Origin of the sequence: Leifsonia aquatica H1aii (genome assembly GCF_000633535.1) — a bacterium.
Lineage (GTDB): Bacteria > Actinomycetota > Actinomycetes > Actinomycetales > Microbacteriaceae > Leifsonia > Leifsonia aquatica_A.
In genome coordinates, this window is sequence record NZ_AYMR01000030.1 from 1 (window position 1) to 24,499 (window position 24,499).

General features: G+C 69.0%; 27 protein-coding genes, 1 tRNA gene and 1 pseudogene. 21 read left to right on the plus strand and 8 right to left on the minus strand.

From position 1 onward, the window contains the following. Positions 1–2 precede the first annotated feature (2 nt). The 5 genes from U870_RS24475 to U870_RS0119815 form a co-directional block, all read right to left on the minus strand. Positions 3–176 carry a hypothetical protein gene (locus U870_RS24475; protein ID WP_162819200.1) on the minus strand — a complete coding sequence of 58 codons (174 nt, stop codon included), beginning with the start codon at positions 174–176 and terminating at the stop codon, positions 3–5. A 94-nt stretch (positions 177–270) separates the two neighbouring features. Further along, positions 271–417, minus strand: a complete 147-nt coding sequence (locus U870_RS24480; protein ID WP_162819201.1) for a hypothetical protein — start codon at positions 415–417, stop codon at positions 271–273. Next, a complete protein-coding gene (locus tag U870_RS24485; RefSeq protein WP_162819202.1) occupies positions 414–551 on the minus strand; it encodes a hypothetical protein in 138 nt (45 codons plus the stop codon). Before U870_RS24485 ends, U870_RS24480 begins: the two co-directional genes overlap by 4 nt. After that, positions 551–745 carry a hypothetical protein gene (locus U870_RS0119805; RefSeq protein WP_025159105.1) on the minus strand — a complete coding sequence of 65 codons (195 nt, stop codon included), beginning with the start codon at positions 743–745 and terminating at the stop codon, positions 551–553. The genes U870_RS24485 and U870_RS0119805 overlap by 1 nt, the downstream gene beginning before the upstream one ends. A gap of 155 nt (positions 746–900) precedes the next feature. Beyond that, positions 901–1,104: a helix-turn-helix domain-containing protein gene (locus tag U870_RS0119815; RefSeq protein WP_162819203.1), complete on the minus strand. Its 204-nt coding sequence runs from the start codon at positions 1,102–1,104 to the stop codon at positions 901–903. A gap of 130 nt (positions 1,105–1,234) precedes the next feature. On the opposite strand from U870_RS0119815, the gene U870_RS23350 reads away from it, so the two are divergent. From U870_RS23350 to U870_RS25080, 8 genes and pseudogenes are all read left to right on the plus strand, one after another. Beyond that, on the plus strand, positions 1,235–1,678 hold the full coding sequence (locus U870_RS23350) for a helix-turn-helix domain-containing protein (RefSeq protein ID WP_025159107.1): 444 nt from the start codon (positions 1,235–1,237) through the stop codon (positions 1,676–1,678). A 34-nt stretch (positions 1,679–1,712) separates the two neighbouring features. Beyond that, positions 1,713–2,093 carry an ImmA/IrrE family metallo-endopeptidase gene (locus tag U870_RS0119825; protein ID WP_162819204.1) on the plus strand — a complete coding sequence of 127 codons (381 nt, stop codon included), beginning with the start codon at positions 1,713–1,715 and terminating at the stop codon, positions 2,091–2,093. Further along, positions 2,090–3,565 carry a recombinase family protein gene (locus U870_RS0119830; protein WP_081815375.1) on the plus strand — a complete coding sequence of 492 codons (1,476 nt, stop codon included), beginning with the start codon at positions 2,090–2,092 and terminating at the stop codon, positions 3,563–3,565. The genes U870_RS0119825 and U870_RS0119830 overlap by 4 nt, the downstream gene beginning before the upstream one ends. A gap of 7 nt (positions 3,566–3,572) precedes the next feature. Then, positions 3,573–4,313, plus strand: a complete 741-nt coding sequence (locus U870_RS0119835) for an ATPase, T2SS/T4P/T4SS family (RefSeq protein WP_025159110.1) — start codon at positions 3,573–3,575, stop codon at positions 4,311–4,313. Between the two features lie 77 nt (positions 4,314–4,390). Continuing rightward, positions 4,391–5,293, plus strand: coding sequence for a type II secretion system F family protein (locus U870_RS0119840; protein ID WP_025159111.1), 903 nt, complete (start codon positions 4,391–4,393; stop codon positions 5,291–5,293). Between the two features lie 248 nt (positions 5,294–5,541). Next, entirely contained in the window at positions 5,542–5,709 is a 168-nt protein-coding gene (locus U870_RS23785) for a DUF4244 domain-containing protein (RefSeq protein WP_240183761.1), read from the plus strand. 16 nt (positions 5,710–5,725) lie between these two features. Further along, positions 5,726–6,037: a TadE family type IV pilus minor pilin gene (locus tag U870_RS0119850; protein WP_025159112.1), complete on the plus strand. Its 312-nt coding sequence runs from the start codon at positions 5,726–5,728 to the stop codon at positions 6,035–6,037. A 65-nt stretch (positions 6,038–6,102) separates the two neighbouring features. Then, positions 6,103–6,477, plus strand: a pseudogene (locus U870_RS25080) (Rv3654c family TadE-like protein); the annotation flags it as partial. A 40-nt stretch (positions 6,478–6,517) separates the two neighbouring features. Here the strand turns inward: U870_RS25080 and U870_RS0119855 are convergent. Further along, positions 6,518–6,769 (minus strand): hypothetical protein, encoded by a 252-nt coding sequence (locus U870_RS0119855; protein WP_025159113.1) that lies wholly within the window; start codon positions 6,767–6,769, stop codon positions 6,518–6,520. Positions 6,770–7,016: 247 nt separating this feature from the next. On the opposite strand from U870_RS0119855, the gene topA reads away from it, so the two are divergent. From topA to U870_RS0119885, 6 genes are all read left to right on the plus strand, one after another. Further along, positions 7,017–9,839 (plus strand): type I DNA topoisomerase, encoded by a 2,823-nt coding sequence (topA, locus tag U870_RS0119860; RefSeq protein ID WP_025159114.1) that lies wholly within the window; start codon positions 7,017–7,019, stop codon positions 9,837–9,839. Then, positions 9,836–10,453 (plus strand): dTMP kinase, encoded by a 618-nt coding sequence (gene tmk / locus U870_RS0119865; protein WP_025159115.1) that lies wholly within the window; start codon positions 9,836–9,838, stop codon positions 10,451–10,453. The genes topA and tmk overlap by 4 nt, the downstream gene beginning before the upstream one ends. A gap of 38 nt (positions 10,454–10,491) precedes the next feature. Continuing rightward, positions 10,492–11,658: a DNA polymerase III subunit delta' gene (locus U870_RS0119870; RefSeq protein ID WP_025159116.1), complete on the plus strand. Its 1,167-nt coding sequence runs from the start codon at positions 10,492–10,494 to the stop codon at positions 11,656–11,658. 44 nt (positions 11,659–11,702) lie between these two features. Further along, positions 11,703–13,214, plus strand: coding sequence for an alpha/beta hydrolase (locus tag U870_RS0119875; protein WP_115644473.1), 1,512 nt, complete (start codon positions 11,703–11,705; stop codon positions 13,212–13,214). Between the two features lie 69 nt (positions 13,215–13,283). After that, positions 13,284–13,997 (plus strand): TetR family transcriptional regulator, encoded by a 714-nt coding sequence (locus U870_RS0119880; RefSeq protein ID WP_240183762.1) that lies wholly within the window; start codon positions 13,284–13,286, stop codon positions 13,995–13,997. A 102-nt stretch (positions 13,998–14,099) separates the two neighbouring features. Next, a tRNA-Thr gene (locus U870_RS0119885) sits at positions 14,100–14,172 on the plus strand. A gap of 192 nt (positions 14,173–14,364) precedes the next feature. Here the strand turns inward: U870_RS0119885 and U870_RS0119890 are convergent. Both U870_RS0119890 and U870_RS0119895 read right to left on the minus strand, forming a co-directional pair. Further along, positions 14,365–15,420 carry an ABC transporter ATP-binding protein gene (locus tag U870_RS0119890; protein WP_025159119.1) on the minus strand — a complete coding sequence of 352 codons (1,056 nt, stop codon included), beginning with the start codon at positions 15,418–15,420 and terminating at the stop codon, positions 14,365–14,367. Beyond that, entirely contained in the window at positions 15,407–16,411 is a 1,005-nt protein-coding gene (locus U870_RS0119895; protein WP_029947913.1) for an ABC transporter ATP-binding protein, read from the minus strand. The genes U870_RS0119890 and U870_RS0119895 overlap by 14 nt, the downstream gene beginning before the upstream one ends. Before the next feature lie 166 nt (positions 16,412–16,577). Between U870_RS0119895 and U870_RS0119900 the strand changes: the two genes are divergently transcribed. The 7 genes from U870_RS0119900 to U870_RS0119930 are packed head-to-tail and all read left to right on the plus strand — an operon-like array spanning position 16,578 to position 24,478. Further along, entirely contained in the window at positions 16,578–17,786 is a 1,209-nt protein-coding gene (locus tag U870_RS0119900) for a dipeptidase (protein ID WP_025159121.1), read from the plus strand. After that, positions 17,786–19,402 carry an ABC transporter substrate-binding protein gene (locus U870_RS0119905; protein ID WP_025159122.1) on the plus strand — a complete coding sequence of 539 codons (1,617 nt, stop codon included), beginning with the start codon at positions 17,786–17,788 and terminating at the stop codon, positions 19,400–19,402. Before U870_RS0119900 ends, U870_RS0119905 begins: the two co-directional genes overlap by 1 nt. A 22-nt stretch (positions 19,403–19,424) precedes the next feature. Further along, positions 19,425–20,387, plus strand: a complete 963-nt coding sequence (locus U870_RS0119910; protein WP_025159123.1) for an ABC transporter permease — start codon at positions 19,425–19,427, stop codon at positions 20,385–20,387. Further along, positions 20,384–21,298 (plus strand): ABC transporter permease, encoded by a 915-nt coding sequence (locus U870_RS0119915; RefSeq protein WP_025159124.1) that lies wholly within the window; start codon positions 20,384–20,386, stop codon positions 21,296–21,298. The genes U870_RS0119910 and U870_RS0119915 overlap by 4 nt, the downstream gene beginning before the upstream one ends. 31 nt (positions 21,299–21,329) lie before the next feature. Further along, positions 21,330–22,502, plus strand: a complete 1,173-nt coding sequence (locus U870_RS0119920; RefSeq protein WP_025159125.1) for a M24 family metallopeptidase — start codon at positions 21,330–21,332, stop codon at positions 22,500–22,502. A 48-nt stretch (positions 22,503–22,550) separates the two neighbouring features. After that, a complete protein-coding gene (locus U870_RS0119925; RefSeq protein ID WP_025159126.1) occupies positions 22,551–23,462 on the plus strand; it encodes an alpha/beta fold hydrolase in 912 nt (303 codons plus the stop codon). Then, entirely contained in the window at positions 23,396–24,478 is a 1,083-nt protein-coding gene (locus U870_RS0119930) for an Lrp/AsnC family transcriptional regulator (RefSeq protein ID WP_240183763.1), read from the plus strand. Before U870_RS0119925 ends, U870_RS0119930 begins: the two co-directional genes overlap by 67 nt. Positions 24,479–24,499 lie beyond the last annotated feature (21 nt).

Genomic DNA, 24,499 nt, shown 5'->3' on the forward strand with positions numbered 1-24,499 from the left:
GCTCACTGGTCATCTCCTTCAATGTGATCGTTGAGTCGGCTGGCGCCGTACGCGCCGAGCAAGGTGAGGATGGACAGCACCGCGCCGAGGCGGTACAGAAGGTCCTGATTGATGAGGGCGCCGCCGAACGCGACAACCACGGAAGCGAGGAAGGCGAGCACCAGGAACGTCTTCATCGCTGCACCACCCCCTGCGCCACGAACACGGCACCCAGGAGGACAGCTAGCCCGACGAGCAGGGCGACGACGAGCACACGGAACACGAACCTGCTCACAGCCCCATCACCGCCCGGACGCCGGCCGCGATGATGGCGCCGACCGCGAACAGTGCCGCCGGTGCGAACACCCCGAAGGCAATGACCGCCGCAGCCACAGCTGCTCCGTTCGGTCGCTGCGGGTCGTGGTCGAGTCGATTCATCGGAACATCGCCTCCCGTTCGTCCCCGGCCACGGCGAGGGCGACGGCGAGGGCGTAGAAGGTTGCACCGAGGTCGATGCGGACAAGGTCGGGGGAGGGCGGCGAGTAGTTGCCGCGGGTCTTGATGGTGTCCATCAGTGCACCGCCTTGACGGTGACGACCTGCGTGCCGTTGCCGTAGGCCATGATGTTGGTGATCTCTCGGTTCCCGGCCGTGACGACCATGAAGTCGTCCCAGATCTCGCGAGACGCTGACTCGCCGGTCTTGAGATCGGTGATGGTGACCCGGATCCCGTCAGGGGTGGGAGGTATGATGTCGGTGGACTGCACTACAGTTCCTTTCTCGATTCGCCCCGGTTGCCCCCGGGGCGAATCTGTTTGTCAGGCCGCGCGCGACGATTCGGCGGCGCGTTCTTCGGCGATCCGCATCTCCTCTGCGAGAGCGATCTCAGCGACGAAGTCGAGGCACTCTGCGAGGGTGGCCATCAGGCGACGCTCCGAAGTCGATCGGCAATGGCGGTCGTGACCTGCGCTACGTACTGTTTCGTCGGGACGAATTTTCCGGTCTCGACCTTGCTCAAGTACGCGATCGAGGTCTCGGCAGCGGCCGCCACTTCGATCAGGGTCATTCCCGCGAGCTGCCGCAGCGCCCGGATGGATTCTCCGGCGGATACGGTTTGGCTTGTCATGTCAAAGAGATTACGCATTCTTTGACATGGCGGCAACTCGTGATTACGAATTAATCGCCGCGTAATTGCCCACCATGTCAAATTAAGCGGCCACTTGTGCGCCCCATATCAAGGCGGATAGCCTGGGAGCATGTCAAATAAAAAGTTGACGGAGCTGTCCGAGGCAGAGCGCGCCGAATACGGCAAGCGCATCAAGGCCATTCGACAAGCTGCGGGCATGAAGCAGTCCGAGCTTGCGCAGGAGGCTAAAGTCTCGCGCGCGACGATCTCGAACATCGAGAACGGAAGCACCACTCCGCAAGCGGAAATCCTCGGAAGGATCCTCGGCGCGCTCGGAATCGAGACGAGCGCGCCCGAGTTCGAGCCGCAGACCGAGCTCTGGCTTTCGATGATGGGAGCCCTCATCGAATCGATTCCGGAGCTGCGGCGAGCGCCAGTAGTCAACGGCGCCATGCGCGTGCTTGCTGACGGCGTCCGCGAAGGCTCGTCGGAGGTCGCCGCTAAGAAAGATCACGCCCTCGCTGCATTTGACATGCCGACCTGGCAGCAGCGCCAGGAGCACGAGCACGAGTAGCGAGCAGGGAAAGTGACTGGGGGATCGAGTGGACGTGTACGAGATGATCGAGCAGCTTGGGGTTGACCTTGAGTACACGCTCGACTTGCCGCCGTACCGGCTAGGGGAGTACCTCGACGACGAGCGAAAGATCCGAATCCGCGCGAATCTCACTCACACGTTCGAGGAGGAAGCGCTGTACCACGAGTACGCGCACGCACTCTATCGGGACCGGTCGTGTGACCCTCGCCTTGAGCACCGTGCCCTGCGGGAGGCAGCACGGCTGATCATCGATCCCGAGGCATACGCCCGCGCCGAGATCGTCAATCCGAACCCGCTGGCCATCGCGCGCGAGCTCGACGTCACGCTCCACATGATTGAGGTCTATCAGCGGGCCGTCATTCACGGGAGCATCAGGCTCTTGGAGATCGCATGATTCGCGCCGTACCAACCACTCGGACGGCGAGTTCTCGCGCCGTTCTCTACCTGCGGCAGTCAACGTATCGTGAGGAATCGATCAGCCTCGAGATGCAGGAAACTGCGGCGCGCGAGTACGCGGCACGAATGGGCTATGACGTAGTCGCCGTCGAATCGGATCCCGGCATCTCCGGGCGCACATGGAACCGGCCCGCCGTACAGCGCGTAATGCAGATGATCGAGCAGCGCGCCGCGGACGTCATTGTGCTTTGGAAATGGTCCCGGCTCTCTCGCGATGATTACGACTGGGCAGTGGCGCGCAAGATCGCTCGGACAGCTGGCGGGCGGATCGAGTCCGCGACCGAACCTAACGACGAGGAGACGCCCGAAGGGCGTCTCATGCTCAACCAGATGATCGCATTTGCGGTCTACGAATCCGATCGCATCGGATCGGTCTGGAAAGAAACACACGCGCGCCGCCGGCGCCTCGGGCTACCCCACAGCGGGGTTGATCGATTTGGCTACCGCCGCACCGGTGAGCGCACCTTCGAAATCGACCCTGTGACGGGCCCCGCACTGCGAGAGGCATACCAGCGCTACGTGCGCGGCGAAAGCTTCACCCGAGTATGCAGGTGGCTGAACGATGCCGGATTTACAACGACCGCTGGCAGGCCCTGGGGGCGCGTCTCGCTCACTGGAATGCTTGACTCCGGGTTCGGGGCCGGCTTGCTCGTCTACGGGCCGCGTACGGGCCATAGATCGATTCGGACTACCACCCACTCCAAGGGCGCACATGAAGGGGTTATCGACGATGCAACATGGCAGGCGTACGTTTCGCGGCGGCTCGACACCGCTCCGGCCCCTCGAGTAGCCGAGCCCGAGTACATTCTCGCTGGACTGGTCAGATGTGGCGACTGCGGCTCTCCGATGCACCACAGCAGAAACTCCAAGGATCAGGTCTACGTATGCTCCCGATGGAGGGAGACTCATGACGTCCTCGGCGTTTCCATCAAGCAATCGCTCCTTGAACAGTTCGTTACCGAATGGGTTCAGACGTTCGCAGAGGATGTCGACGCGTTGATGGACGCGAAAGCACGAGCTGCTGCAACCCGGACCAGGGCCGTCAACGACGTCGCCGCGATCGAGAAGCGCATTAGTCATATCGATCAGCAAATGGCGCAGCTGACCGTCCGGCATCTTGACGGCAGAATCCCCGAGGCTGCCTACATCGCGACAGTGAAGCAGCTTGACGACCAGCGCGCTAGCCTCGCAGCGCGCGAGGCCTCCACGCAACGACGCGTCGCCGTCCAAGAGACCGACGTTCGTGAACTTGCTCTAACCTTGGCGGGCAATTGGGAGCGTTACAGCGTTGCGGCCAAGCGCGCAATCCTCGCGAAGCTCATCAAGCGAGTCGTGGTGAATCCAGCTTCGCGACGCGGTAGGGGAGTCTGGCGCGAGCGAGTTTCTGTCGTCCCCGCCTACGACGAATAACAGGTGTTTGCGCAGCACCGCGCACGCGGTGCTGCCTCCGGTGTCCACCGGCGGCACCCTCCTCTCCATCCGCATCCCGAACCGCACGGCACCGACCTTGGCCGACCTCACCGCTGCCGGCTCCCTCGACCGGGCGCAGTACGCGGTCCTGTGCAATGCGATCGCTGCGCGGACCAACCTCCTGGTGACGGGCGCGGGAGGAGCGGGCAAGACGACGCTGCTGGCCGCGCTGCTCGCACACGCGCCGCCGACGGAGCGGATCGTCGTGATCGAGGACGTCGCCGAACTCCGCATCCCGCACCCGCACGTGATCGGGCTGCAGGCACGGCAGCCGAACCTGGAGGGAGCGGGCGGCGTCGATCTGCGCCGACTCGTCCGGGAGGCGCTCCGGATGCGTCCGGATCGACTGGTGCTGGGGGAGTGCCGAGGAGAAGAGGTGCGAGACCTGCTGGGAGCACTCAACACCGGGCACGACGGCGGAGCAGGCACGCTCCACGCGAACTCGTTGCGGGACGTCCCGGCCCGGCTGGAGGCACTCGGCGCGCTCGCGGGGCTCGGGGAGCACGCCCTCGCCCGGCAGGCCGTGAGCGCGATCGGGCTGGTGGTCCACGTCGAGCGCATCGGAGCCGTCCGTCGGGTGGCCGGGTTCGGGCGACTGGTCATCGGCCGGGAGGGACGGCTCGAAGCGCGTGCGGCCGGCGCCCCCGATGACCATGGCGACCGGTCCGAGTCGCCGGGGGCGTCGTGAGACCGCTGTGCGGTCCCGGGCCGGACGGCGGAGCGGGCGGCGCCCGCCGTGCGCGGAGGCGCCGGAGTACGCGAGACATGGACACCGACGCCGATGTGTTCGCGACCGCCACCGAGGCGCTGGCCGTGCTCCTCGATGCGGGGATCGCGCCGGCCTCCGCGTGGCGGCACGTCGGCGCGACGACCTCGCATCCGCGGATCCGCCGGATCGCTTCGCTGGTCGAGGCCGGCCGGCCGGTCGAGGACGCCGTGGTCGCCGAGGCCGTCGCTTCGCCGGGTGACGACGGTCTCACGGCGCTCGCCGCGGCCTGGCTCGTCGCGTCGAGCGCAGGGTCCCCGATGAGCACGGCCCTCCGCGGCGCGGCGTCGGCGCTGCGCGATCGGGCCGACATCGCGCGCGAGGTGGAGGTGGCCCTGAGCGGTCCGCGTTCGACGGCGCGGTTCGTGGCCTGGCTCCCGGTCGTGGGCATCGGCTTCTCGCTCCTGCTCGGCGTGGATGTGGTCGGCGTGCTGACAGGATCGCCGGTCGGTCTCGTCCTGCTGGCGCTCGGTGCGGCCCTGGCCCTCGCCGGACGGGCCTGGACCGGGGCGATGGTGCGCCGCGCGACGCCCGACGGAGCGGTGCCGGGCTGGGGCGAGGAGCTGCTCGTCTCGGCGCTGCGGGCCGGACTCTCGATCGAGCGGGCGCAAGGTCTCGTCGCGGAGACGGAGAGGAACCTCGGGGTGCGGTCGTCGGACGGCCGGGAGATCGGCTCCGTGCTCGACCTGTCCGCACGCAGCGGCGCTCCGGCCGCCGAGCTGTTGGCGTCGTCCGCGGCGCAGCGTCGGCGCGCGGCACGTGCATCCGGGCGTCGGGGCGCCGCCGAGCTCGGTGTCCGGCTTCTTCTGCCGCTGACGCTCTGCGTCCTCCCCTCCTTCCTCCTTCTCGGCGTCGCCCCGGTGGTTCTGGGCCTGATCTCCTCCACAGCCGTCGGCTTCTGAAGCGAACTCCACCGATCCGGAATCGGGGCGGACGTGCGGAACCGAACGACGAAGGATGGAACCAGGCCGCACGAAGACGGCGGCTCGGATCTCACCGAGACGATCACAGGGATTCGCGACCGTACGCAGTCGTGACCACGGAGAAGGGGGACGGGCAGATGACAGGGGATCAGGTCGAGCGGGAGGGTGGCCGATGGTCGCTCGGTCGACGGCGCGGGGGCGGATGGCGGCGCGGGGGTCTCCGGGCGGTGCATACCGCTCTGGGCGATGAGACCGGGGCGGCGACGGCGGAGTACGCCGTCATCACCGTGGCCGCGGTCGGAATCGCCGGTCTGCTCGCCGTCATCCTGCGCAGCGACGAGGTGCGCGGCATGCTCACCGAGCTGGTGCACCGTGCGCTCAGCATGGCGGGCTGACGGCGAGCGCGGGAGTGTGACGGCGGAGTTCGCCGCCGCGCTCCCGGCGGCGTTGGTCTGCCTCGCCGTGGGGATCGGGGCCGTCCAGGCCGGCGGTCAGCAGCTGAGACTCATCGACGCGGCCGCGGTCGATGCGCGACTGATCGGACGAGGGGAAGCGCCACGCGGGGCGGACCTGGCGTCCGGCGCCGGCGCGGACCGGACGATCGAGCGCAGCCGAGGGATGGTGTGCGTCACGATGTCGGCTCGCAGCGCGGTGGTCGGTCTGGGGGCGCTCGGCCTCCGGATCGCCGGGCGGGCGTGCGCACTCGACGAGGGCGAACCGTGACGCCGGCTGCCGCCCGGTCCGGGCACCGGGCCGGAGGCGCGCGTCGACAGGTGCCGCGACCACGTGTGAAATCGGGGCAGGTCGCCGTACCCGGGGGTCGGCCGGACGCTGCTCCGGACGGTTGCCTCGGCAGCGAGAGGGGAGGGGCGAGCGTGCTGGTCCTCGCGATGATCGGCGCGATGGCGGCGGTCATCTCCGCCACGTTGGTGTTGTGCGGGGTCTTCATCGGTCAACGGCGGGCGGAGACGGTGGCCGACCTCGCGGCGCTCGCTGCAGCGGACACCCTGATCGGCCGCGTGGGAGGGGAGGCGTGCACGACCGCGGCCGAGGTCGCCTCGGCCAACGGCGCCCGCCTCGACGAGTGCGCGCCCGACGGCGTCGAAGTCAGGGTCACCGTCGGGGTGGGACTGCCCGGTGGCCTGCACGCAGCGGGCCGGGCCCGCGCGGGACCGGCCGGGCGGGTTCGATCGGCCGGGAACCTCAGTCGAAGACGGTCTCCAGATAGCGGTAGCCGACCGCACTCGGCCGACCGGAGCTGGTGTCGGTGGAGGTGTATTCGGTGCCGGTCCCGGAAAGCCGGACGTAGACGTAGCGCTTGCCGCCCACCGGCGCGGGGATCTCCAGGCGGGGGCGCGGGTCTCCGGAGGAGAGGAACTCGGTCGTGATGGTCTTGCCCTCGAGGGGGCCGTCCGTCAGCTTGGCGGTGTACGTCGTCAGTGATGTCGTTGCCATGCTTCCATTGTCCTCGGCGGGCTCGGCGCCACAAGAGATCATCCGACCGCAGCTCCTGCGCCCAGGGCGAACGGACCACTGCGGATTAGGCACACCGCCGGGCAAGGTGTGTATGGTTTGCCTGTTGGGCCGTCCGGCCCACGCTCGTCCGGCTTTTCGCCGAGGACCGGGCTCCGCGGCGCATCCGCGGGAGGCGTGCTACCGACATCGGTCGGGGCGACATCGTCGTACATATAAGAGGAGTCAGGTGCCTGACACGAAGAAACTCGTCATCGTCGAGTCTCCGAACAAGGTGAAGTCGATCGCCCAGTACCTGGGCGACGGATACGAGGTGATGGCCTCCGTCGGTCACATCCGCGACCTGATCGAGCCCAAGAACCTGCCCCCGGAGCTCAAGAAGGGGTCGCTCGGGAAGTTCTCGGTCGACGTCGAGAAGGACTTCGAGCCGTACTACGTCGTCTCCGACCAGAAGAAGAAGACGGTCGCCGACCTCAAGCGAGCGCTCAAGAACGCCGACGAGCTCCTGCTCGCTACGGATGAGGACCGCGAAGGAGAGGCCATCGCCTGGCACCTCATCGAGGTGCTCAAGCCGAAGGTCCCGGTCAAGCGGATGGTTTTCCACGAGATCACCCGGGAGGCCATCGAGAAGGCGCGGGACAACACCCGTGAGATCGACACGGCCCTCGTCGACGCTCAGGAGACGCGGCGCATCCTCGACCGGCTCTACGGCTATGAGGTCTCGCCGGTACTGTGGCGCAAGGTGGGACCGGGTCTCTCCGCCGGCCGCGTCCAGTCCGCCGCCACCCGCCTCGTCGTCGACCGCGAGCGCGAGCGTCTCGCGTTCGTCCCCGCCTCGTACTGGGGCCTGACCGCCCAGCTCGCCCCGGAGGAGGGCTCCTCCTTCCAAGCGCGCCTCGCTCGGGTAGACGGATCCCGCGTGGCCACCGGCCGCGACTTCGACGACCACGGCCGCCTGACGTCCGACGCCCGGACCCTCGACGAGGACGCCGCGCAGACGCTCGCCGCAGCGATCCGCCAGCCGAGCACCGTCGTAGTGGTCTCGAAGGTGGAGTCCAAGCCCTACTCCCGCCGGCCGGCCGCGCCGTTCACGACCTCGACGATGCAGCAGGAGGCCGCCCGCAAGCTGCGGTTCTCGGCCCGCCAGACGATGAGCGTCGCGCAGACGCTCTACGAGAACGGCTACATCACCTATATGCGCACCGACTCGGCGTCGCTGTCGCAGCAGGCGACGAACGCTGCGCGCACCCAGGCCGCGAAGCTCTACGGACCGGAGACGGTCCCGGACAAGCCGCGCACCTACGCCTCGAAGAGCAAGAACGCGCAGGAGGCGCACGAGGCCATCCGTCCGTCGGGAGAGGTGTTCCGTACACCGGCCGAACTCGAGAAGGTTCTCCGTGGCAACGAGTTCCGCCTCTACGACCTGATCTGGAAGCGCACCGTCGCCTCGCAGATGGCCGACGCCAAGGGGCAGACGGCCTCCGTCACCGTCGAGGCGAAGGTCGCCGACGGCCCCCTCGACGGCACCGTCGCCGAGTTCACCGCCAGCGGCACCGTCATCACGTTCCGCGGCTTCCTCAACGCCTACGAGGAGAGCAAGGACGAGGAGCGCAACTCGTCCGACGCGGCCGAGGCCAAGCTGCCGCCGCTCGAGCCGAAGCAGACCCTCGCGGTCGCCGAGGTCGAGGCGGACGGTCACGAGACCACCCCGCCGCCGCGCTACACCGAGGCGAGCCTGGTGAAGTCTCTGGAGGAGCTCGGCATCGGGCGCCCCTCCACCTTCGCGAGCATCATCTCGACGATCATCGATCGCGGCTACGTCACGCAGCGCGGCCAGGCCCTCGTCCCGAGCTGGATCGCCTTCTCGGTGGTGCGGCTCTTGGAGGACTACTTCGGCGACCTCGTCCAGTACGACTTCACGGCCGAGATGGAAGACGACCTCGACCGGATCGCGGACGGCGCGGCCGAACGGGTCGACTGGCTGAACAGCTTCTATTTCGGCAGCGACAAGCACAAGGGTCTGCGCCGGGTGATCGACAACCTCGGCGAGATCGACGCTCGCAGCATCAACTCGATCGCGATCGACGACGGTGTGACGCTGCGCATCGGCAAGTACGGCCCCTACCTCGAAGTCACCGACCCCGAGGCCGCCGCGGACGCGACCCCCCGGCGGGTGAACCTGCCGCCGGAGCTCGCTCCGGACGAGCTCACCCCGGCGAAAGCGCACGAGCTGATCGACGCCCCGGTCCAGACCGACCGCGTGCTCGGCTCCAACCCGGACAACGGCAAGCTGGTGCTGGCGAAGGACGGCCGGTTCGGTCCGTACGTCACGGAGGCGGACCCGGAGGAGGACCCGGTGGCCGACGCCACGACGGGCGAGGTCGTCGAGACCAAGAAGCCGGCGAAGAAGGCCGCGGCCCCCAAGCAGCGCACCGCCTCCCTCTTCGCGTCGATGGATATCGCATCCCTCGACCTCGAGACCGCGCTCAAGCTGCTCGACCTCCCCCGCGTCGTGGGTGTCGACCCCGAGAGCGGCGACGAGATCCAGGCGGCCAACGGACGCTACGGGCCTTACCTGAAGAAGGGCACCGATACGCGCTCGCTGACCAGCGAAGACGACATCTTCACCGTCGACCTCGCCGGCGCCCAGGAGCTCTTCGCGCAGCCGAAGTACGGCAACCGCCGTGCCTCCAGCGCTCTCAAGGAGTTTGACGCCGACCCGGTCAGCGGCAAGCCGATCAAGGTCAAGGACGGCCGGTTCGGCCCCTACGTCACCGACGGGGAGACGAACGCGACCATCCCCCGCGGCGAGACGGTCGAGGAGGTCGACTTCGAGCGCGCCGTGCAGCTGCTTGCCGACAAGCGCGCGAAGGGACCGGCCAAGAAGCCCGCCGCGAAGAAGACGACGACGCGCAAGGCGCCCGCGAAGACGGCCGCGGCGAAGAAGGCGACGACCACGAAGGCGACCGCCGCAAAGACGACTGTGGCCAAGACCACTGCGGCGAAGACCACTGCGGCGAAGAAGGCCGCGGCGAAGCCGGCGGACGAGTGAGCGGGCTCTTCATCACGCTCGAGGGCGGCGACGGGGTGGGCAAATCGACCCAGGCCGCCCTCTTGACCGAATGGCTCGAGTCCCGCGGGCGCACGGTCGTGCGCACGCGGGAGCCCGGTGGAACGGTCGCCGGGGTCGAGATCCGCGAGATCGTCCTGCACCATCGCGGCGACATCGCCCCGCGCGCCGAAGCCCTGCTCTACGCGGCGGATCGGGCGCACCACGTGGCGACGCTGGTCCGTCCCGCCCTCGAGCGCGGCGACGTCGTCGTCCAGGACCGATACATCGACTCCTCCGTCGCCTACCAGGGCGCGGGACGCGTGCTCGGGGGCGACGAGGTCCGGGACCTCTCGCTGTGGGCCGCCGAGGGGCTGCAGCCGGACCTGACCATCCTGCTCGACCTCGACGAGGCCGCGGCACGGGCGCGCCTCGACACCGCACGCACCCGGTACGACCGGTTGGAGGCGGAGCGCGCTGAGTTCCACGCCCGGGTCCGGGCCGCGTACCTCGACCTCGCCGCGCAGGAGCCGGAGCGCTTCCTCGTCGTGGACGCCGCCCGGCCGATCGACGAGATCGCGGCCGACATCCGGCGGCGGCTCGATGACCGGGTCTGACCGGACCGGTGTCCGCCGTGGGCGCTAGCCTGGAACGCATGGCGGTGTGGGATGACCTGACGGGGCAGGACGACGCCATCGCGGTCGTCCGCGCCGCCGCCACAGGCACCGACCCTCGCAGCATGACCCACTCCTGGCTGATCACCGGCCCGCCCGGATCGGGTCGTTCCAACCTCGCCTACGCCTTCGCGACGGCCCTGCTGAGCCCGGGAACACCGGACGGCGACCTGGCCACACGGCAGCAGGTGGACGCGCGGACGCACCCCGACCTGGCCGTGCTCAGCACGGAGCGCGTCATCATCTCCATCGACGAGGTGCGCGCCCTGGTCTCGAGCTCCCAGTTCTCGCCCTCGGTCGGACGGTTCCGCGTCATGGTGATCGAAGACGCCGACCGCATGAGCGAGCGCACCTCCAACGTCCTGCTGAAAGCGCTGGAGGAGCCGCCGGAGCGCACTGTGTGGATCCTCTGCGCGCCGAGCGACGCCGACCTGCTCCCGACCATCCGCTCGCGCGTGCGCACGGTGCGACTGAAGGTCCCCAGCGTGGCCGACGTGGCCGCCCTGATCGAGCGACGCGACGGCGTCGACGCCGCGACCGCCGAGCGGGCGGCCCGGCACGCGCAGAGCCACATCGGCATGGCGCACCGCCTCGCCACGAACGAGGAGGCCCGTCGCCGCCGCTCGGAGACCCTGGCGCTCGCGCTCGGCATCCGGTCGGTGTCGGGCGCCGTGCTGGCAGCCGCCTCGCTGCTGGAGATCGCAGGCGCGGATGCGAAGGCGATCACCGAGGAGCGCGACGCCGAGGAGCGCGAGCACGCCCTGCGCTCGCTCGGAGTCGAACCCGGCGGCACCGTCCCGCCCGCACTGCGCGGTCAGCTGCGACAGCTCGAAGAGGACCAGAAGCGGCGCGCGACGCGCAGCCTGCGCGACGGGATCGACCGCATCCTGGTCGATCTGCAATCGCTGTACCGCGATGTGATGATGCTGCAGCTCGGCAGCGAGAGCGAGCTGGTGAACCTCGAGCTGCTGGACCGGCTCGAGGCTCTCAGCGCCCATACGACTCCCGCCGCTACGCTCGCAGCGATGGACGCCGTGCAGACGGCTCGCGAGCGGATCGACGGAAACGTCGCGCCGGCGCTGGCCCTGGAGGCGATGCTGACCACCATCCTTCGCGGCGACGCCGCGCGAAAGGGGATCGACCTGTGACCTCCCGCCCGGGCCGTACCACCGCACGCCGTCGCGCTTTTCGGATGGCAGCCGTCGCGATCGCCGCGGTCGCCGCGCTCACCCTGAGCGGATGCGTGACCTGGTTCATCCCGCCCAAGACGGCAGCGACCTCCACGCCCGTCCAGGAGGACGTCTCCGCCGCGCTGAAGCCGTTCTACGGACAGGTGCTGAAGTGGAGCAGCTGCTCCGGCGGCATGCAGTGCACCACCGCGAAGGCGCCCCTGAAGTGGGACGACCCGGCGGCCGGCGAGATCGAGCTGGCACTCATCCGTCAGAAGGCGAAGGGCACCAAGCAGGGCTCCCTGCTCGTGAACCCGGGCGGTCCGGGCGCCTCCGGCTACGACTTCGTCAAGGACAGCGTCGGCTACGCGACCGACAGCACGCTGCAGGACCACTTCGACGTGGTCGGCTTCGATCCCCGCGGGGTGGGCCGGTCCACTGCCGTGAAGTGCTACGACGCGAAGCAGATGGACGGCTACCTCTACGACATCACCCCGGGGGTCCGCGGCTCGGACGAGTGGATCGCCGCCAACACCACGGCGTCGACCGCGTTCGGCGCGGCCTGCGCCAAGAACACCGGCGCCATGCTCGACCATGTCGACACGGTGAGCGCCGCCCGCGACCTCGACCTGCTGCGCGCGGTGCTCGGCGACACGAAGCTCAACTATCTCGGGTACTCGTACGGCACCTATCTCGGCGCCGTGTACGCCGACCTCTACCCGGGCAAGACCGGGCGCCTGGTCCTCGACGGCGCGCTCGATCCGGCGGCGAGCAACTTCGACGTGACCAAGGTGCAGGCGCAGGGCTTCGAGAGCGCGCTGCGCGCCTACCTGAAGGACTGCCTCACGCAGAAGGACTGCCCCTTCAACGGCACCGTGGACGACGGGATGAAGACCATCTCGGCGCTGCTGGCATCGGTCGAGAAGAGCCCGATCCGCAACTCCGACGGCCGCGAGCTGGGCGCGAACACGCTCGTCACGGCGATCATCTACCCGCTCTACGACGCGAACGGCTGGTCCTATCTCAGCCAGATGTTCGAATCCGTCATGCGGGGGAGCGCATCGGTCGCGTTCACTCTCGCCGACGCGTACAACAGCCGCGACAACGACGGCACCTACTCGGACAACTCCACCGAGGCGTTCATGGCGATCAACTGCCTCGACTACTCGTACGACGCGGACCCGGCGACGATGCGCGCCCAGGCCGCCGAGCTGGCCGCGGACGCGCCGGTCATCGGGCCGTACATGGCGTACGGCGATATCGGCTGCGCGTCCTGGCCGTTCAAGACGACCGTGCAGCGCGGGCCGATCGCTGCGGCCGGCTCCGCGCCGATCCTGGTGGTCGGTACGACCAACGACCCGGCGACCCCGTACGTGTGGGCGAAGAACCTGGCGGGCGAACTGCAGAACGGCCACCTGCTGACCTACAAGGGCGAGGGCCACACCGCCTACAACAAGTCGAACTCGTGCGTGAACGACACGGTGGACGAGTTCCTGGTCAAGGGCACGCTGCCCGCGGAGGGCAAGACGTGCTGAGCGCGACCCTCGCCGTCACACGCGATCGATCGAGTGGTGCAATTTTGCAGAGGATGAAATAATCCTCCTGTGACTGTGGCACCTGACTCTGCGGTGGATCCCGAGCTCGGCCTGCGCGAGCGCAAGCGGATCGCCACCCGGCGCGCCATCCAGCTCGCCGCGCTCACCCTCACCAGCGAGCGCGGCTTCGACAAGGTCACCGTCGACGAGATCAGCCATGCCGCCAATGTGTCGCCGCGCACCTTCTTCAACTACTTCCCCTCCAAGGAGACGGCGATCATCGGCGAGCTCCCGGAGCTGCCGGACGAGGAGGCCGTCGACCGGTTCATCGCGGCCGGTCCGGAGGAGCCGATCCTGCACGGGATGAGCCTGCTGCTGATCGCCGCGATCGACGGCGGCGAGCTGGGGGAGACCGGGCCGGTCGATCCGGGCGACACGGCGGCCCCGGGCGACGCGGCGACGAGCCTGCAGGAGATGCACGTCCTCCGTCGCGCCCTGCTGAAGGACAATCCGGAGCTCTTCGCCCAGCGCATGGCCAGCATGCACAAGTTCGAGGACGCGCTCAGCGCTGTCGTGCAGCGTCGACTCGCCCATGACGACCCGGCCCTCGCCGAGGATCCCGAGGCACTGCACCAGCGTGCCCGACTGGTCACCTATGTCGCCTTCGCCGGCATGCGCCACGCGTGGTCGTGCTGGGCCGACCACGGCGGCGTCGAGTCGCTGGCCGACCGGCTCCGCGCATCGTTCGACGAGCTCCAGGCGCTCGGCAGGCAGGTCCACTGACACCGGCGGCTCCCGGTTGTGTGATCGGGAGCGCACTGGTCGAGAGCGCCCTCGGGATCGGGTAAGCTATCTGACTGTGCGCCGAGCGGAAGCCCGGCCCACGCCGCCCTAGCTCAGTCGGCAGAGCATCTCACTCGTAATGAGAAGGTCAAGGGTTCGATTCCCTTGGGCGGCTCGGAAGAACACGAAAGGCCCGCGGTGAACCGCGGGCCTTTCGTCGTGAGAGTTCGCTGAGCATGATCGACAAACTCACGACGGTGCGTCGCAGCAGTGTCCAGGAACGTGTCGGCCGGCTCACGGCGATGCAGCTCGTCGAGGTCGAGCGGGCGATGCTCGTTCCTCGGGCTGGCGGGTTAAGGAGCGGAACCTACCCCGTCAGGACGGCCTCCTCGGCGTGGTGGCACGACACGTCCCGCAGCGGGATCCCCGGGCCGGCCAGGGCGCGCAGGGGCGGCACGGCCTCCCTGCACTCGTCGGTCGCCATCCAGCACCGCGGGTTGAAGCGGCAACCGGCGGGCGGGTCGACGGGCGACGGAGGCTCGCCGCCGAGGATGCGGCGCTGCGAGAGGCGGCCGCGGCCCTCGCGGGTGGCGGTCGGTGTCGCTGACAGCAGCGCCTGGGTGTACGGGTGCGAGGGATGATCGTAGACGGCCTCGGTGTCGCCGATCTCGGCGATCCGGCCGAGGTACATGACGGCGACGCGGTCGGCGATGTGACGCACGACCGAGAGATCGTGGGCGATGAAGACGATCGAGACGCCGAGGCGGCGGCGGATGTCGCCGAGGAGATTGATGACCTGAGCCTGCACCGAGACGTCCAGGGCCGACACCGGCTCGTCGCAGACGAGCACGTCGGGGTCCAGGGCGAGGGCGCGGGCGATACCGATGCGCTGACGCTGGCCGCCGGAGAACTGGTGGGCGAACCGGCCGAGCATGTCCTCGCCGAGACCGACCAGCTCCAGCAGCTCGATGGCGCGGGCGCGACGCTGGGCGCGGTTCATCGTGCGGGCCGCGGCGATGGGCTCGGTGACGATGTCGAGCACGGTCATCCGGGGGTCCAGGGAGGCGTAGGGGTCCTGGAAGATCATCTGGACGCCCTGTCGCAGGTGCTTGCGATCGCTGAGTCGTCCGCGGCCGACATCGCGGCCGCGGTAGGTGAGCGTTCCCTCGTCGGGGCGCTCGAGGCCGACGAGCATCCGGGCGAGGGTGGACTTGCCGCACCCGGACTCGCCGACGATGCCGAGCACCTCGCCGGCGTGGAGCTCGAGACTGATGCCGTCGACCGCCGACACCGTCGCCGGCCGCAGGCGGGACCCGGTGGCGAAGCGACGCACCAGGCCGGACGCACCCAGCACGACCTCGGGTGTGCCGTCGTCGGCGGGGCGGGGGAGGACGGCCCCGGCGCGGGGGTCAGACGAGTTCACCGATGAGCTCCTCGGATCGGAGGCAGGCGGCCCGCCTGCCGGCGGCGACCTCCAGCAGCGGAGGCCGAGTGGTGGCGCACGCGTCCACCGCGAGGTGACAGCGCGGATGGAACGAGCAGCCCTGCGGCACACGGGCCGGGCTGGGGGGCGAGCCGGGGATGGTCAGCAGGTCGGAGCCGCGCTGGGCCGCCTGCGGCACGGAGCGCAGCAGCGCCTCGGTGTACGGGTGCGCGGGGTGTGCGAAGACGGCGTCGGCACTGCCGCTCTCGACGATCCGGCCCGCGTACATGACGGAGACATGATCGGCGACCTCCATCACGACGCCGAGGTCGTGCGTGATGAGCAGGATGCCCATCCCGAGCTGATCGCGCAGCGAGCCGAGCAGGTCGAGGATCTGCGCCTGCACCGTGACGTCGAGCGCGGTGGTCGGCTCGTCGGCGATGAGCAGCTCGGGCTCGAGGGAGATCGCCATCGCGATCAGGATGCGCTGCCGCATGCCGCCGGAGAACTGGTGCGGATAGTCGTCGACTCGCCGCGACGGCGCCGGGATGCCGACGAGACCGAGCAGGTCGACGGCGCGGGCGCGGGCCTGCTTGCGGCTCGCCCCGCGATGGACCCGGAAGAGCTCTCCGATCTGGTCGCCGATCGTCATGACCGGGTTGAGCGCCGAGAGCGCGTCCTGCAGGACGAGGGCGATGCGCTCGCCGCGGAGGCGCCGCCGCTTCTCCTCGGTCAGGTGCAGGAGATCGACGTCGCCGAGCCGCAGTTCGTCGGCGGTCACCCGCGTGAACTCGTCGCCGAGGCCCATGATCGCGCGTGCCGTGACCGACTTGCCGGAACCGGACTCGCCGAGCAGCGCGACGAACTCGCCGCGGCCCACGCTGACGTCGACGCCGCGCACGGCCGGGATGTCCGGCCCGGAGCCGGTGAACGCGACGGAGAGGTTGCGTACCCGCAACACCTCGTCGCCGGGGGGATTCGTAGTGTCCACGCTGACATCCTCGCATGTGAGTGATTTCCGGAATGTTTCAATCAAGAAACGAATTTGCCGAATTTTCAAACTCATGTTGACACAGATGCCGAATATCCGCGAGATTGTGTCCTGTTGCGCCTCAGGCGCACCTCGACCGCACCTCACCAGGAACGAAGGAGAAAGCGTGCTCGACCCGTCCCCCCGCTACACCGGCTACACGGCCTACGACTACCTCGAGGCCGGCAAGGACTACCGGGAGTTCCGCTACGCCCAGCAGATCGGCCGCGTCCCCGCGTACGCCGGTCTCGGACTGAACGACGCCCAGGTCGAGCGCACCACGCGCCTCCTGGCCGAATCCACCGTCATCTCGCTGCACGACCACGTGCAGGTCTTCCCGGAGGACATGACGCAGCTGCGCGACCACATCCGGCAGGGTCGCGAACCAACCGGCTATGAGGGCCTCAGCCGCTCGGGCATCACGGCCGTCTTCGACAACGGGATGGACGGCACCTGTTGCATCTCGAGCGACGCCGGCTGGAAGTACCAGGACGTGCTCTTCGACCTCGGCGTGCGCATGGCGGACCTCGCGCACCAGGACTTCGTCATCAAGGGCGAGACGATCAAGGACATCGAGTACGCCGCCGAGACGGGTCGCATCGCGCACGTCTTCGCGCTCGAGGCGTCCACGATGATCGAGAACGAGGTCGACCGGCTCGACGTGCTCTACGGCTTCGGCGTGCGCCAGATGGGCATCGCCTACTCCGAGGCGAACACCCTCGGCTCGGGCCTCAAGGAGCGCGGCGACGGCGGACTCACCTACTTCGGGGAGCGCGCGGTCGAGCGGATGAACAAGCTCGGCATCGCCATCGACGTCTCGCACTCGGGCGACCGCACCGCGGTCGACGCGATCAAGGCCTCCACCAAGCCGACCTTCATCACCCACGCCGGCGCCCGCGGGCTGTGGCCGACGAACCGCATGAAGACCGACGAGACGATCATCGAGTGTGCGAAGCGCGGTGGGGTCATCGGCATCGAGGCGGCACCGCACACGACGCTGTCGCCGGCGCACCCGCGCCACTCGCTGGAGTCGGTGATGGACCACTTCCAGTACTGCGTCGACCTGGTCGGCCTCGAGCACGTCAGCTTCGGCCCCGACACGCTCTTCGGCGACCACGTCGGACTGCACGACGCGTTCTCGTCCAACCTGTCCATCGGCCAAGCGCACGGGCACGTCGACTACGAGAAGGTCGAGTACGTCGACGGCCTCGAGAACCCGGCCGAGGAGTTCTACAACATCATCGGCTGGCTGGTGAAGCACGACTACTCCGACGACGAGATCCGCGCCGTCGTGGGTGGCAACACTCTGCGGGTCCTGAAGGAGGTGTGGGTCTGATGCGCCCACGGAAGATCGCATTCGCAGCGGCCCTGCTCGCCGCGTCAGCGCTGGCGCTCAGCGCCTGCGCCCCCAGCGCGCCGCCGGCCGCCGGCTCGGCGACCGCCGGTTCGCAGACGCTGACGGTCGCCACGACCACCGACGTCGTGAACTACAACCCGCTGGTCGGCAACAGCCGCAGCGACTACTGGATCACGAACCTCATGTACCCGCACCTCCTGAGCATCGCGAACGACGGTTCGAAGGAGCCGCAGGTCGCGACCAAATGGGGCTACGTGGACGACACCACCGGCTTCTACGAGATCCGCGACGACCTGAAGTGGAGCGACGGCGAGCCGTTGACCGCCGAGGACGTGGCGTGGACGATGAACGCGGTCAAGAAGGACAAGCCGTCCGGCACGTTCTACGGCCAGCTCACCAACCTCGACACCGCGAAGGCCGTCTCGAAGACCCGGGTCGAGTTCACCCTCACCAAGCCGGACTCGTCGATCGTCGAGGAGATCGGCTTCTGGGGCAACATCGTCCCGAAGCACGTCTTCGAGAAGGCGGAGTCGGTCGCGACGTTCCCGAACGACGGCAAGGACGGCGGCTGGGTCAGCGCCGGTCCCTACAAGCTGACGAAGGTGCAGACCGGGCAGAGCTACACGCTCGAGCGCGTCGCGGACTACCCGCTGGTCGAGGGCGGCACGCCGCTGTCCGCCTCGGTGGTCTACCGCGTGTTCCCGGACATCAACACCGAGATCCTGGCCCTGCAGAGCGGCGAGGTCGACGTGATCGCCAACGCCCTCCCGCCTGCGCAGGTCGCGAAGCTCAAGGCCACGAGCGGCATCGCCGTCGAGGAGGCCGTCGGACTCGGCTACGCGCACATGACCTACAACATGAACAACGCGGACCTGGCGAAGGTCGAGGTGCGGCAGGCCCTCGCGCACGCCGTCGACTACGACGCCATCCGCAAGGTCGTGCTGCAGGGCCAGGCCGTCTCCACGGGGTCGAGCCCGCTCATGCCGGTGCTGAAGGACTACTACGACACGTCGATCACGGAGTACGCCTTCGACACCGACGAGTCGCGCAGCCTGATGCAGAAGGCGGGCTACACCGCCGGCTCCGACGGCATGTTCCCGCTGAAGTTCCGCCTGATCTACTCGCTGCAGGACAGCGTCACCAGCCAGTGGGCGACCCTGGTGAAGGACAGTGCGGCGAAGGCGGGCATCGCGATCGAGTTGCAGGGCACCGAGCGCAACACGTACCTCGCGATGACGAACAAGGGCGACTTCGACATCTACGCCGGCAACTTCGCCATCATGGACGACCCGGTGACGAACATGACGCTCGCCTACCTGCCGGGCGGCGCCATCAACTACACCTACGTCGACGACGCGAAGCTCAACGACCTGATCGCCCAGGGCACCGCGACGACCGACAAGGACCAGAAGGTGAAGCTGATGCGGGAGGCCGCGAAGATCGTGCGGGACAACGTGTACGACAACATCATGTACACGCAGAACCTGTACTTCGCGCACTCCTCCAAGTGGACCGGCTTCGTCTCGAAGCCGAGCGAGCTGCTCTCCATCGTCAACCCGGTGTCGCTGGCCAGCGCGCACCCGACCGGCAAGTAACCGAAAGCAGAGGTACGCCCGCGTGTCCCGGTTCCTGTTCCTCCTCCCACGGCTCGGCCGGGGTGTGCTCACGGTGTGGTTCGCCGTCACCGTGACCTTCCTCCTGCTGCGCCTGCTGCCCGGAGACCCGGCGCTGGCCGTCGCCAGCCCGAACATGACCGAGGACGCGCGGGCGGCCCTGCTCCAGCAGTACGGGCTCGATCAGCCGCTGATCGTGCAGTACGGCATCTATCTGTGGCAGCTCCTTCAGGGCAATCTGGGGGTGTCGTTCACGCAGTCGATTCCTGTGCTCGACGTGCTCATGCAACGACTCCCGTGGACGCTGCTGCTCACGGGCACCGCGCTCGTGGCCACGGTGGTCGTCGGCATCCCGCTCGGGGTGCTGGCGGCCTCCCACCGCGGCCGCTTCCTCGACCGCCTGGTGCAGATCATCGGCGTGACCGGGCAGTCCATCTTCGTGCCGAGCATCGGCGTGCTGCTGTTGTTCGTCTTCGGGCTGATGCTCGGGTGGCTGCCCATCGGCGGGGCGTACGACCAGGACGCGTACGGGCTCGCCTGGTACGGGAGCGTCGCCGCCCATCTCGTCCTCCCCGCGCTCTCGCTGATGCTGGTGCAGCTCGGCAGCTACGTGCTGACGATGCGCTCGACGCTGATCGACGCGCTGGGGGAGGACTACACCACCCTCGCCAAGGCGAACGGCCTGCCCTACCGCCGGGTGCTGTGGAAGCACGCTCTGCGCAATGCGCTGCTGCCGACCACCACCCTCATCGGTCTGCAGCTCGGCTTCCTCGTGGGAGGCGCGGTGCTCACGGAGACCGTGTTCGCCTACCCGGGGATCGGCCGCGGCATCTACGAGGCCGTCACGCAGCTCGACTTCCCCGTGCTCCAGGGCGCGTTCCTGATGCTCGCGATCACGGTGGTGGTCGCGAACATGATCACCGACACCGTCTACGGTTTCCTCGACCCGAGAGTGAAGAAGGCATGACCGACGCGACCACCCAGAACGCGGCGACGGTCACCGAGGAGGCGGTCGGGCTCGAACCCGTCGCCCTCGGGAACGGCCGCGCGAGCGCGCAGACGTGGAAGGCGTTCCGGCGCGAGCCGCTCGGGATGCTGGCGCTCGGCGTGCTCATCCTGCTCACCGTCGTCGCCATCGCTGCGCCGCTCATCGCCCCGTACCCGCCGAGCTACGGCGACCCGGTGCTCGCCCCGCCGAGCCTCGCCCACTGGTTCGGCACCGACAGCCTCGGACGCGACGTGTTCGGCGAGGTGGTCTGGGGCTCGCAGCAGAGCATCCTCGTGGCCGTCGCCGCCTCCGCCATCGCGATCGTCGTCGGCACGCTGATCGCCGTGGTCGGCGCCTACTTCCAGCGGCTCGACGGTTTCATCAGCGTCATCGTGGACCTCACCCTGTCGCTGCCCGTGCTGCCGCTCATGATCCTCATCGCTGCGCTGGTCGGGCCGAGCACCGGGACGATCATCCTCGTCGTCGCCGCGTTCTCCTGGCCGGAGGTCACGCGCCTGGTGCGGTCGCAGGCCCTCACGGTCGTGCGGCTGCCCTATGTGGACGCCGCCCGGCTCATGACCACGTCGCCGCTGTGGATCATCGTGCGGCACGTCGTCCCGGCGGTCACCCCGGTCATCGTGGTCTCCGTCGTGGTGACCGCCTCCCGCGCGGTGCTCTCCGCCGCCGGCCTCGCGTTCCTCGGACTCGGCGACCCCAACGTGTGGTCGTGGGGCCGCATCCTCTACGAGGCGCAGCAGTCGGGGGCCATGTCGAGCGCCTGGTGGCTGACTTTGTTCCCGTCCATCGCGATCCTGCTGCTCGTGCTCTCGGCGACGCTGCTCTCGATCGCCTACAACGACGCCCGCAACCCGCGGTCGCGCCGCCGCTGACCCGTCCCGTCCGCATCGACGAAGGAGGACCGTGTTCACCACCCGCCTGAGCGCCGACGCTCTCGACCGGCTGCAGGACCGCGTGCGCGAGCGCATGCGATCGGAGGGCCTCGACGCCCTGCTGACCGACGCGCCCGAGGACGTCGCGTACCTGACCGGCTTCTTCCACCACCCCTGCGAGCGACCGGTCGCCGTGTGGCTGGGCGCCGACGGCGGCGCCGTGCTGCTCGTGCCGGAGCTCGAGCGCGAGAACGCCGAGCGGCAGCACGCGCGCGCCGAGATCGTCTCCTACGCCGAGTTCCCCGGTGTCGTCCCGCCGTTCCGCGCGCTCGCCTCCCGGGTCGGTCGTGCCGGCCGCGTCGGCTATTCGACCGGCATGGCCTGGGAGCGGCAGCACGCCGCGTTCACCGAGCTCGCCGTCGGCGAGGCCGTCCCCACCCCGATCGTGACCGTCGCCCGTTTCGTCAAGCTTCCCGAGGAGGTCGCGCTGCACGCGGAGGCGGCGCGGATCACCGACCTCATGCTGGAGGCGGGCGTCGCCCTGGTGCGCGAGAGCATCACGGCGGGCGCGACCCTGCCGACGGAGGCCGAGCTGGCCTCGCACGTCGGCGGGGTCGGCGTCGCCACGATGTACGCGGAGCATGACGATGTGATCGTCGTCTCCCCGCTGGCCGGCGGGCTCGTCTACTCGGGAGCGAACTCCGCGTATCCGCACGGCCTCCCGTCGGGGTATCGGCTGCGACCGGGCGACACGTTCATGCTGTCGCTGGGCTGCGCCGTGGGCGGCCGCTTCGTGGAGGGCGAGCGCACCTTCGTGCTGGGCGAGCCCACCGCCGAGCAGCGCCGCTACCATGACGCCGTGCGGCTCGCGCAGGAGATCGGCGGCCGGGCGATCCGGCCGGGACGCGAGTGCCGCAATGCCAACCGCAACTGCCTGGACGTGATCCGCGACGCCGGGCTCGGCGAGTACCTACGCCACCGGCAGGGCCACGGCATCGGCCTCGGCATGCACGAACCGCCGTGGCTCGAAGACGGTGACGAGACCCCGCTCGAAGCGGGCATGATCGTCTCGAACGAGCCGGGAATCTACATCCCCGGCCATGCCGGTTACCGGATCTCGGACAGCATGCTGGTGACGCCGGAGGGCTCCCGCCCGCTGACCGCCTTCCCCCGCGACCTCGACTCCTGCACCATCGCCCTCTGAAGACCAACGCCCTCTGAAGACCAACGCCCTCTGAAGAAAGGACCCACCGTGACCGGAACCCAGGACGTCTCCCCGGAGTTCGCCGCCGCGACCACCACCGCCGAGTTCGTCGAGATCAACGGCAACCGCCTCGCCGTGGAGGTGCTCGGCCCCGAGGGCGCGCCGGTCATCATCACGCACCACGGAGCTCCCGGGCTCGGCTCGCGCGCCGAGCCCCGTGCCAGCTTCGGCCGGCTCGCCGACGAGTACCGCGTGGTCGTGTTCGACGCGCGCGGCTCCGGCGAGAGCGAAGGGTCCGGAGAGTTCAGCCACGAGCAGTGGGCGGCCGACATCGACGCGCTCCGCGAGTGGATCGGCGCCGAGCGCATCGTCATGGCCGGCGGCTCGTACGGCGGCTTCATGTCGATGGAGTACGCCATGCGGTACCCCGAGCGCGTGCAGGCCCTCGTGCTGCGGGACACCGCGCCCGACAACTCCCACTCGGAGCTCTCGCGCGCCAACGCCCTCGCCTCCGATCGCGTCACCGTCGACATGGACAAGTTCGACCGGATCGACGAGGGGCGGGTGCGCGACGACGACGACCTGCGCGACTGCTGGCGCGAGATCCTCCCGCTCTACGACTTCGTCTACGACCCGGATGCCGTCGACCGCAAGGTCGCCGCGACCCCGTATCGCTACGAGGCGCACAACTACGCGTTCTCGAAGAACCTGCCGAACTATGATCTGAAGGGGGCTCTCCCCGGGATCAGCGCACCGACCCTGGTCACGGTGGGGCGCACGGACTGGATCACTCCGGTCTCGTGCAGCGAGACGATCGTCTCGCTCATCCCGGATGCGCGGTTGGCGATCTTCGAGAAGTCGGGGCACTCGCCCCAGATCGAGGAGGCGGAGGAATGGACGGCCACGGTTCGCGGCTTCCTGCACCAGGTCGCGCCGCCGCGGTCGGGCACGGCCGCGTGAAGGCGCTCGACACCCTCGACGAACTCGACCGCAAGATCATCGTCGCGCTGCAGCACGACGGGCGCGCCAGCTGGACCGCCATCGCCGACATGGTCGGCAGTTCGACCGCTACGGTCGCGCGCCGCGGCCAGCAGCTGGTCGCCGACGGCATCGTGCGCATCGCGATCGTCCCCGCGCTCGGCAGCTCGGGGCAGGTGGACTCCTTCCTCGTGCGCCTGAACTGCCGACCGGGTACGCAGCTGGAGGTCGCAGCCGCGCTGGTCGCGCACGAGGACGTCCGCTTCCTCACGCTCGTGACCGGCCAGTACGACATCATGGCCGAGGTCGTGGTGACCGGAGGAGCTGCGCACTATCCGAAGCTCATCCAGTCGCTGCAGTCGATCGCGGGCATCAAGCGCTGGCGCAGCGACATCATCATGCACGTCTACAAGGTGCGGCACGACTGGAGCCGGCAGCTCTACGCCGAGACCATGAAGCTGCCCGCCGAGTCGGAGAAGACGTCCCTGATCGACCCGGAGTACTGCGAGCCCGCACACTTCGACGACGCCGACCGCCGCATCCTCACCGAGCTCCGGGAGGACGGCCGGGTCACGTTCCAGTCCATCGGCGACAAGACCGGCATGAACGAGTCGAGCGTGCGGCGCCGGTTCGACCGCCTGCGCGCGAAGGGCTGCGTCGACATCCTGACGCTCGTCCCCGCGGCCGCGCTGGGGATGGGCGCCGAGACGTTGCTGCTCGTGCGCGTGGCGCCCGCTCAGTTGGAGGCCGTGGCGAACGCGCTCTCGGCGTACCCGGCGGTGCGGTATCTCGCGGCGATCCTGGACGACAACTCGCTGTTCTGCGAGCTGATCACCCCGTCGGTCGCCGAGCTGAACGACTTCATCTCGCACACCCTGTCGGCGCTGGAGGGCGTCGAAGGCTGGACGGGAGCGATGGAGCTGCTGTACCTCAAGCGCGGTTTCGTGGAGACCCCGTGGTGGCGCACCCAGGTGGGGGCGGCCCCGGTCGAGGGGTGACGCGACTGCGGTCGCTCGGGA

Bases quoted from the DNA above. Each gene is read 5' to 3' on its own strand.
- U870_RS24475 (WP_162819200.1), bottom strand. From the start codon at position 176: ATGAAGACGTTCCTGGTGCTCGCCTTCCTCGCTTCCGTGGTTGTCGCG.
- U870_RS24480 (WP_162819201.1), bottom strand. From the start codon at position 417: ATGAATCGACTCGACCACGACCCGCAGCGACCGAACGGAGCAGCTGTG.
- U870_RS24485 (WP_162819202.1), bottom strand. From the start codon at position 551: ATGGACACCATCAAGACCCGCGGCAACTACTCGCCGCCCTCCCCCGAC.
- U870_RS0119815 (WP_162819203.1), bottom strand. From the start codon at position 1,104: ATGACAAGCCAAACCGTATCCGCCGGAGAATCCATCCGGGCGCTGCGG.
- U870_RS23350 (WP_025159107.1), top strand. From the start codon at position 1,235: ATGTCAAATAAAAAGTTGACGGAGCTGTCCGAGGCAGAGCGCGCCGAA.
- U870_RS0119830 (WP_081815375.1), top strand. From the start codon at position 2,090: ATGATTCGCGCCGTACCAACCACTCGGACGGCGAGTTCTCGCGCCGTT.
- U870_RS0119840 (WP_025159111.1), top strand. From the start codon at position 4,391: ATGGACACCGACGCCGATGTGTTCGCGACCGCCACCGAGGCGCTGGCC.
- U870_RS0119855 (WP_025159113.1), bottom strand. From the start codon at position 6,769: ATGGCAACGACATCACTGACGACGTACACCGCCAAGCTGACGGACGGC.
- U870_RS0119870 (WP_025159116.1), top strand. From the start codon at position 10,492: ATGGCGGTGTGGGATGACCTGACGGGGCAGGACGACGCCATCGCGGTC.
- U870_RS0119875 (WP_115644473.1), top strand. From the start codon at position 11,703: ATGGCAGCCGTCGCGATCGCCGCGGTCGCCGCGCTCACCCTGAGCGGA.
- U870_RS0119905 (WP_025159122.1), top strand. From the start codon at position 17,786: ATGCGCCCACGGAAGATCGCATTCGCAGCGGCCCTGCTCGCCGCGTCA.
- U870_RS0119915 (WP_025159124.1), top strand. From the start codon at position 20,384: ATGACCGACGCGACCACCCAGAACGCGGCGACGGTCACCGAGGAGGCG.
- U870_RS0119930 (WP_240183763.1), top strand. From the start codon at position 23,396: ATGGACGGCCACGGTTCGCGGCTTCCTGCACCAGGTCGCGCCGCCGCG.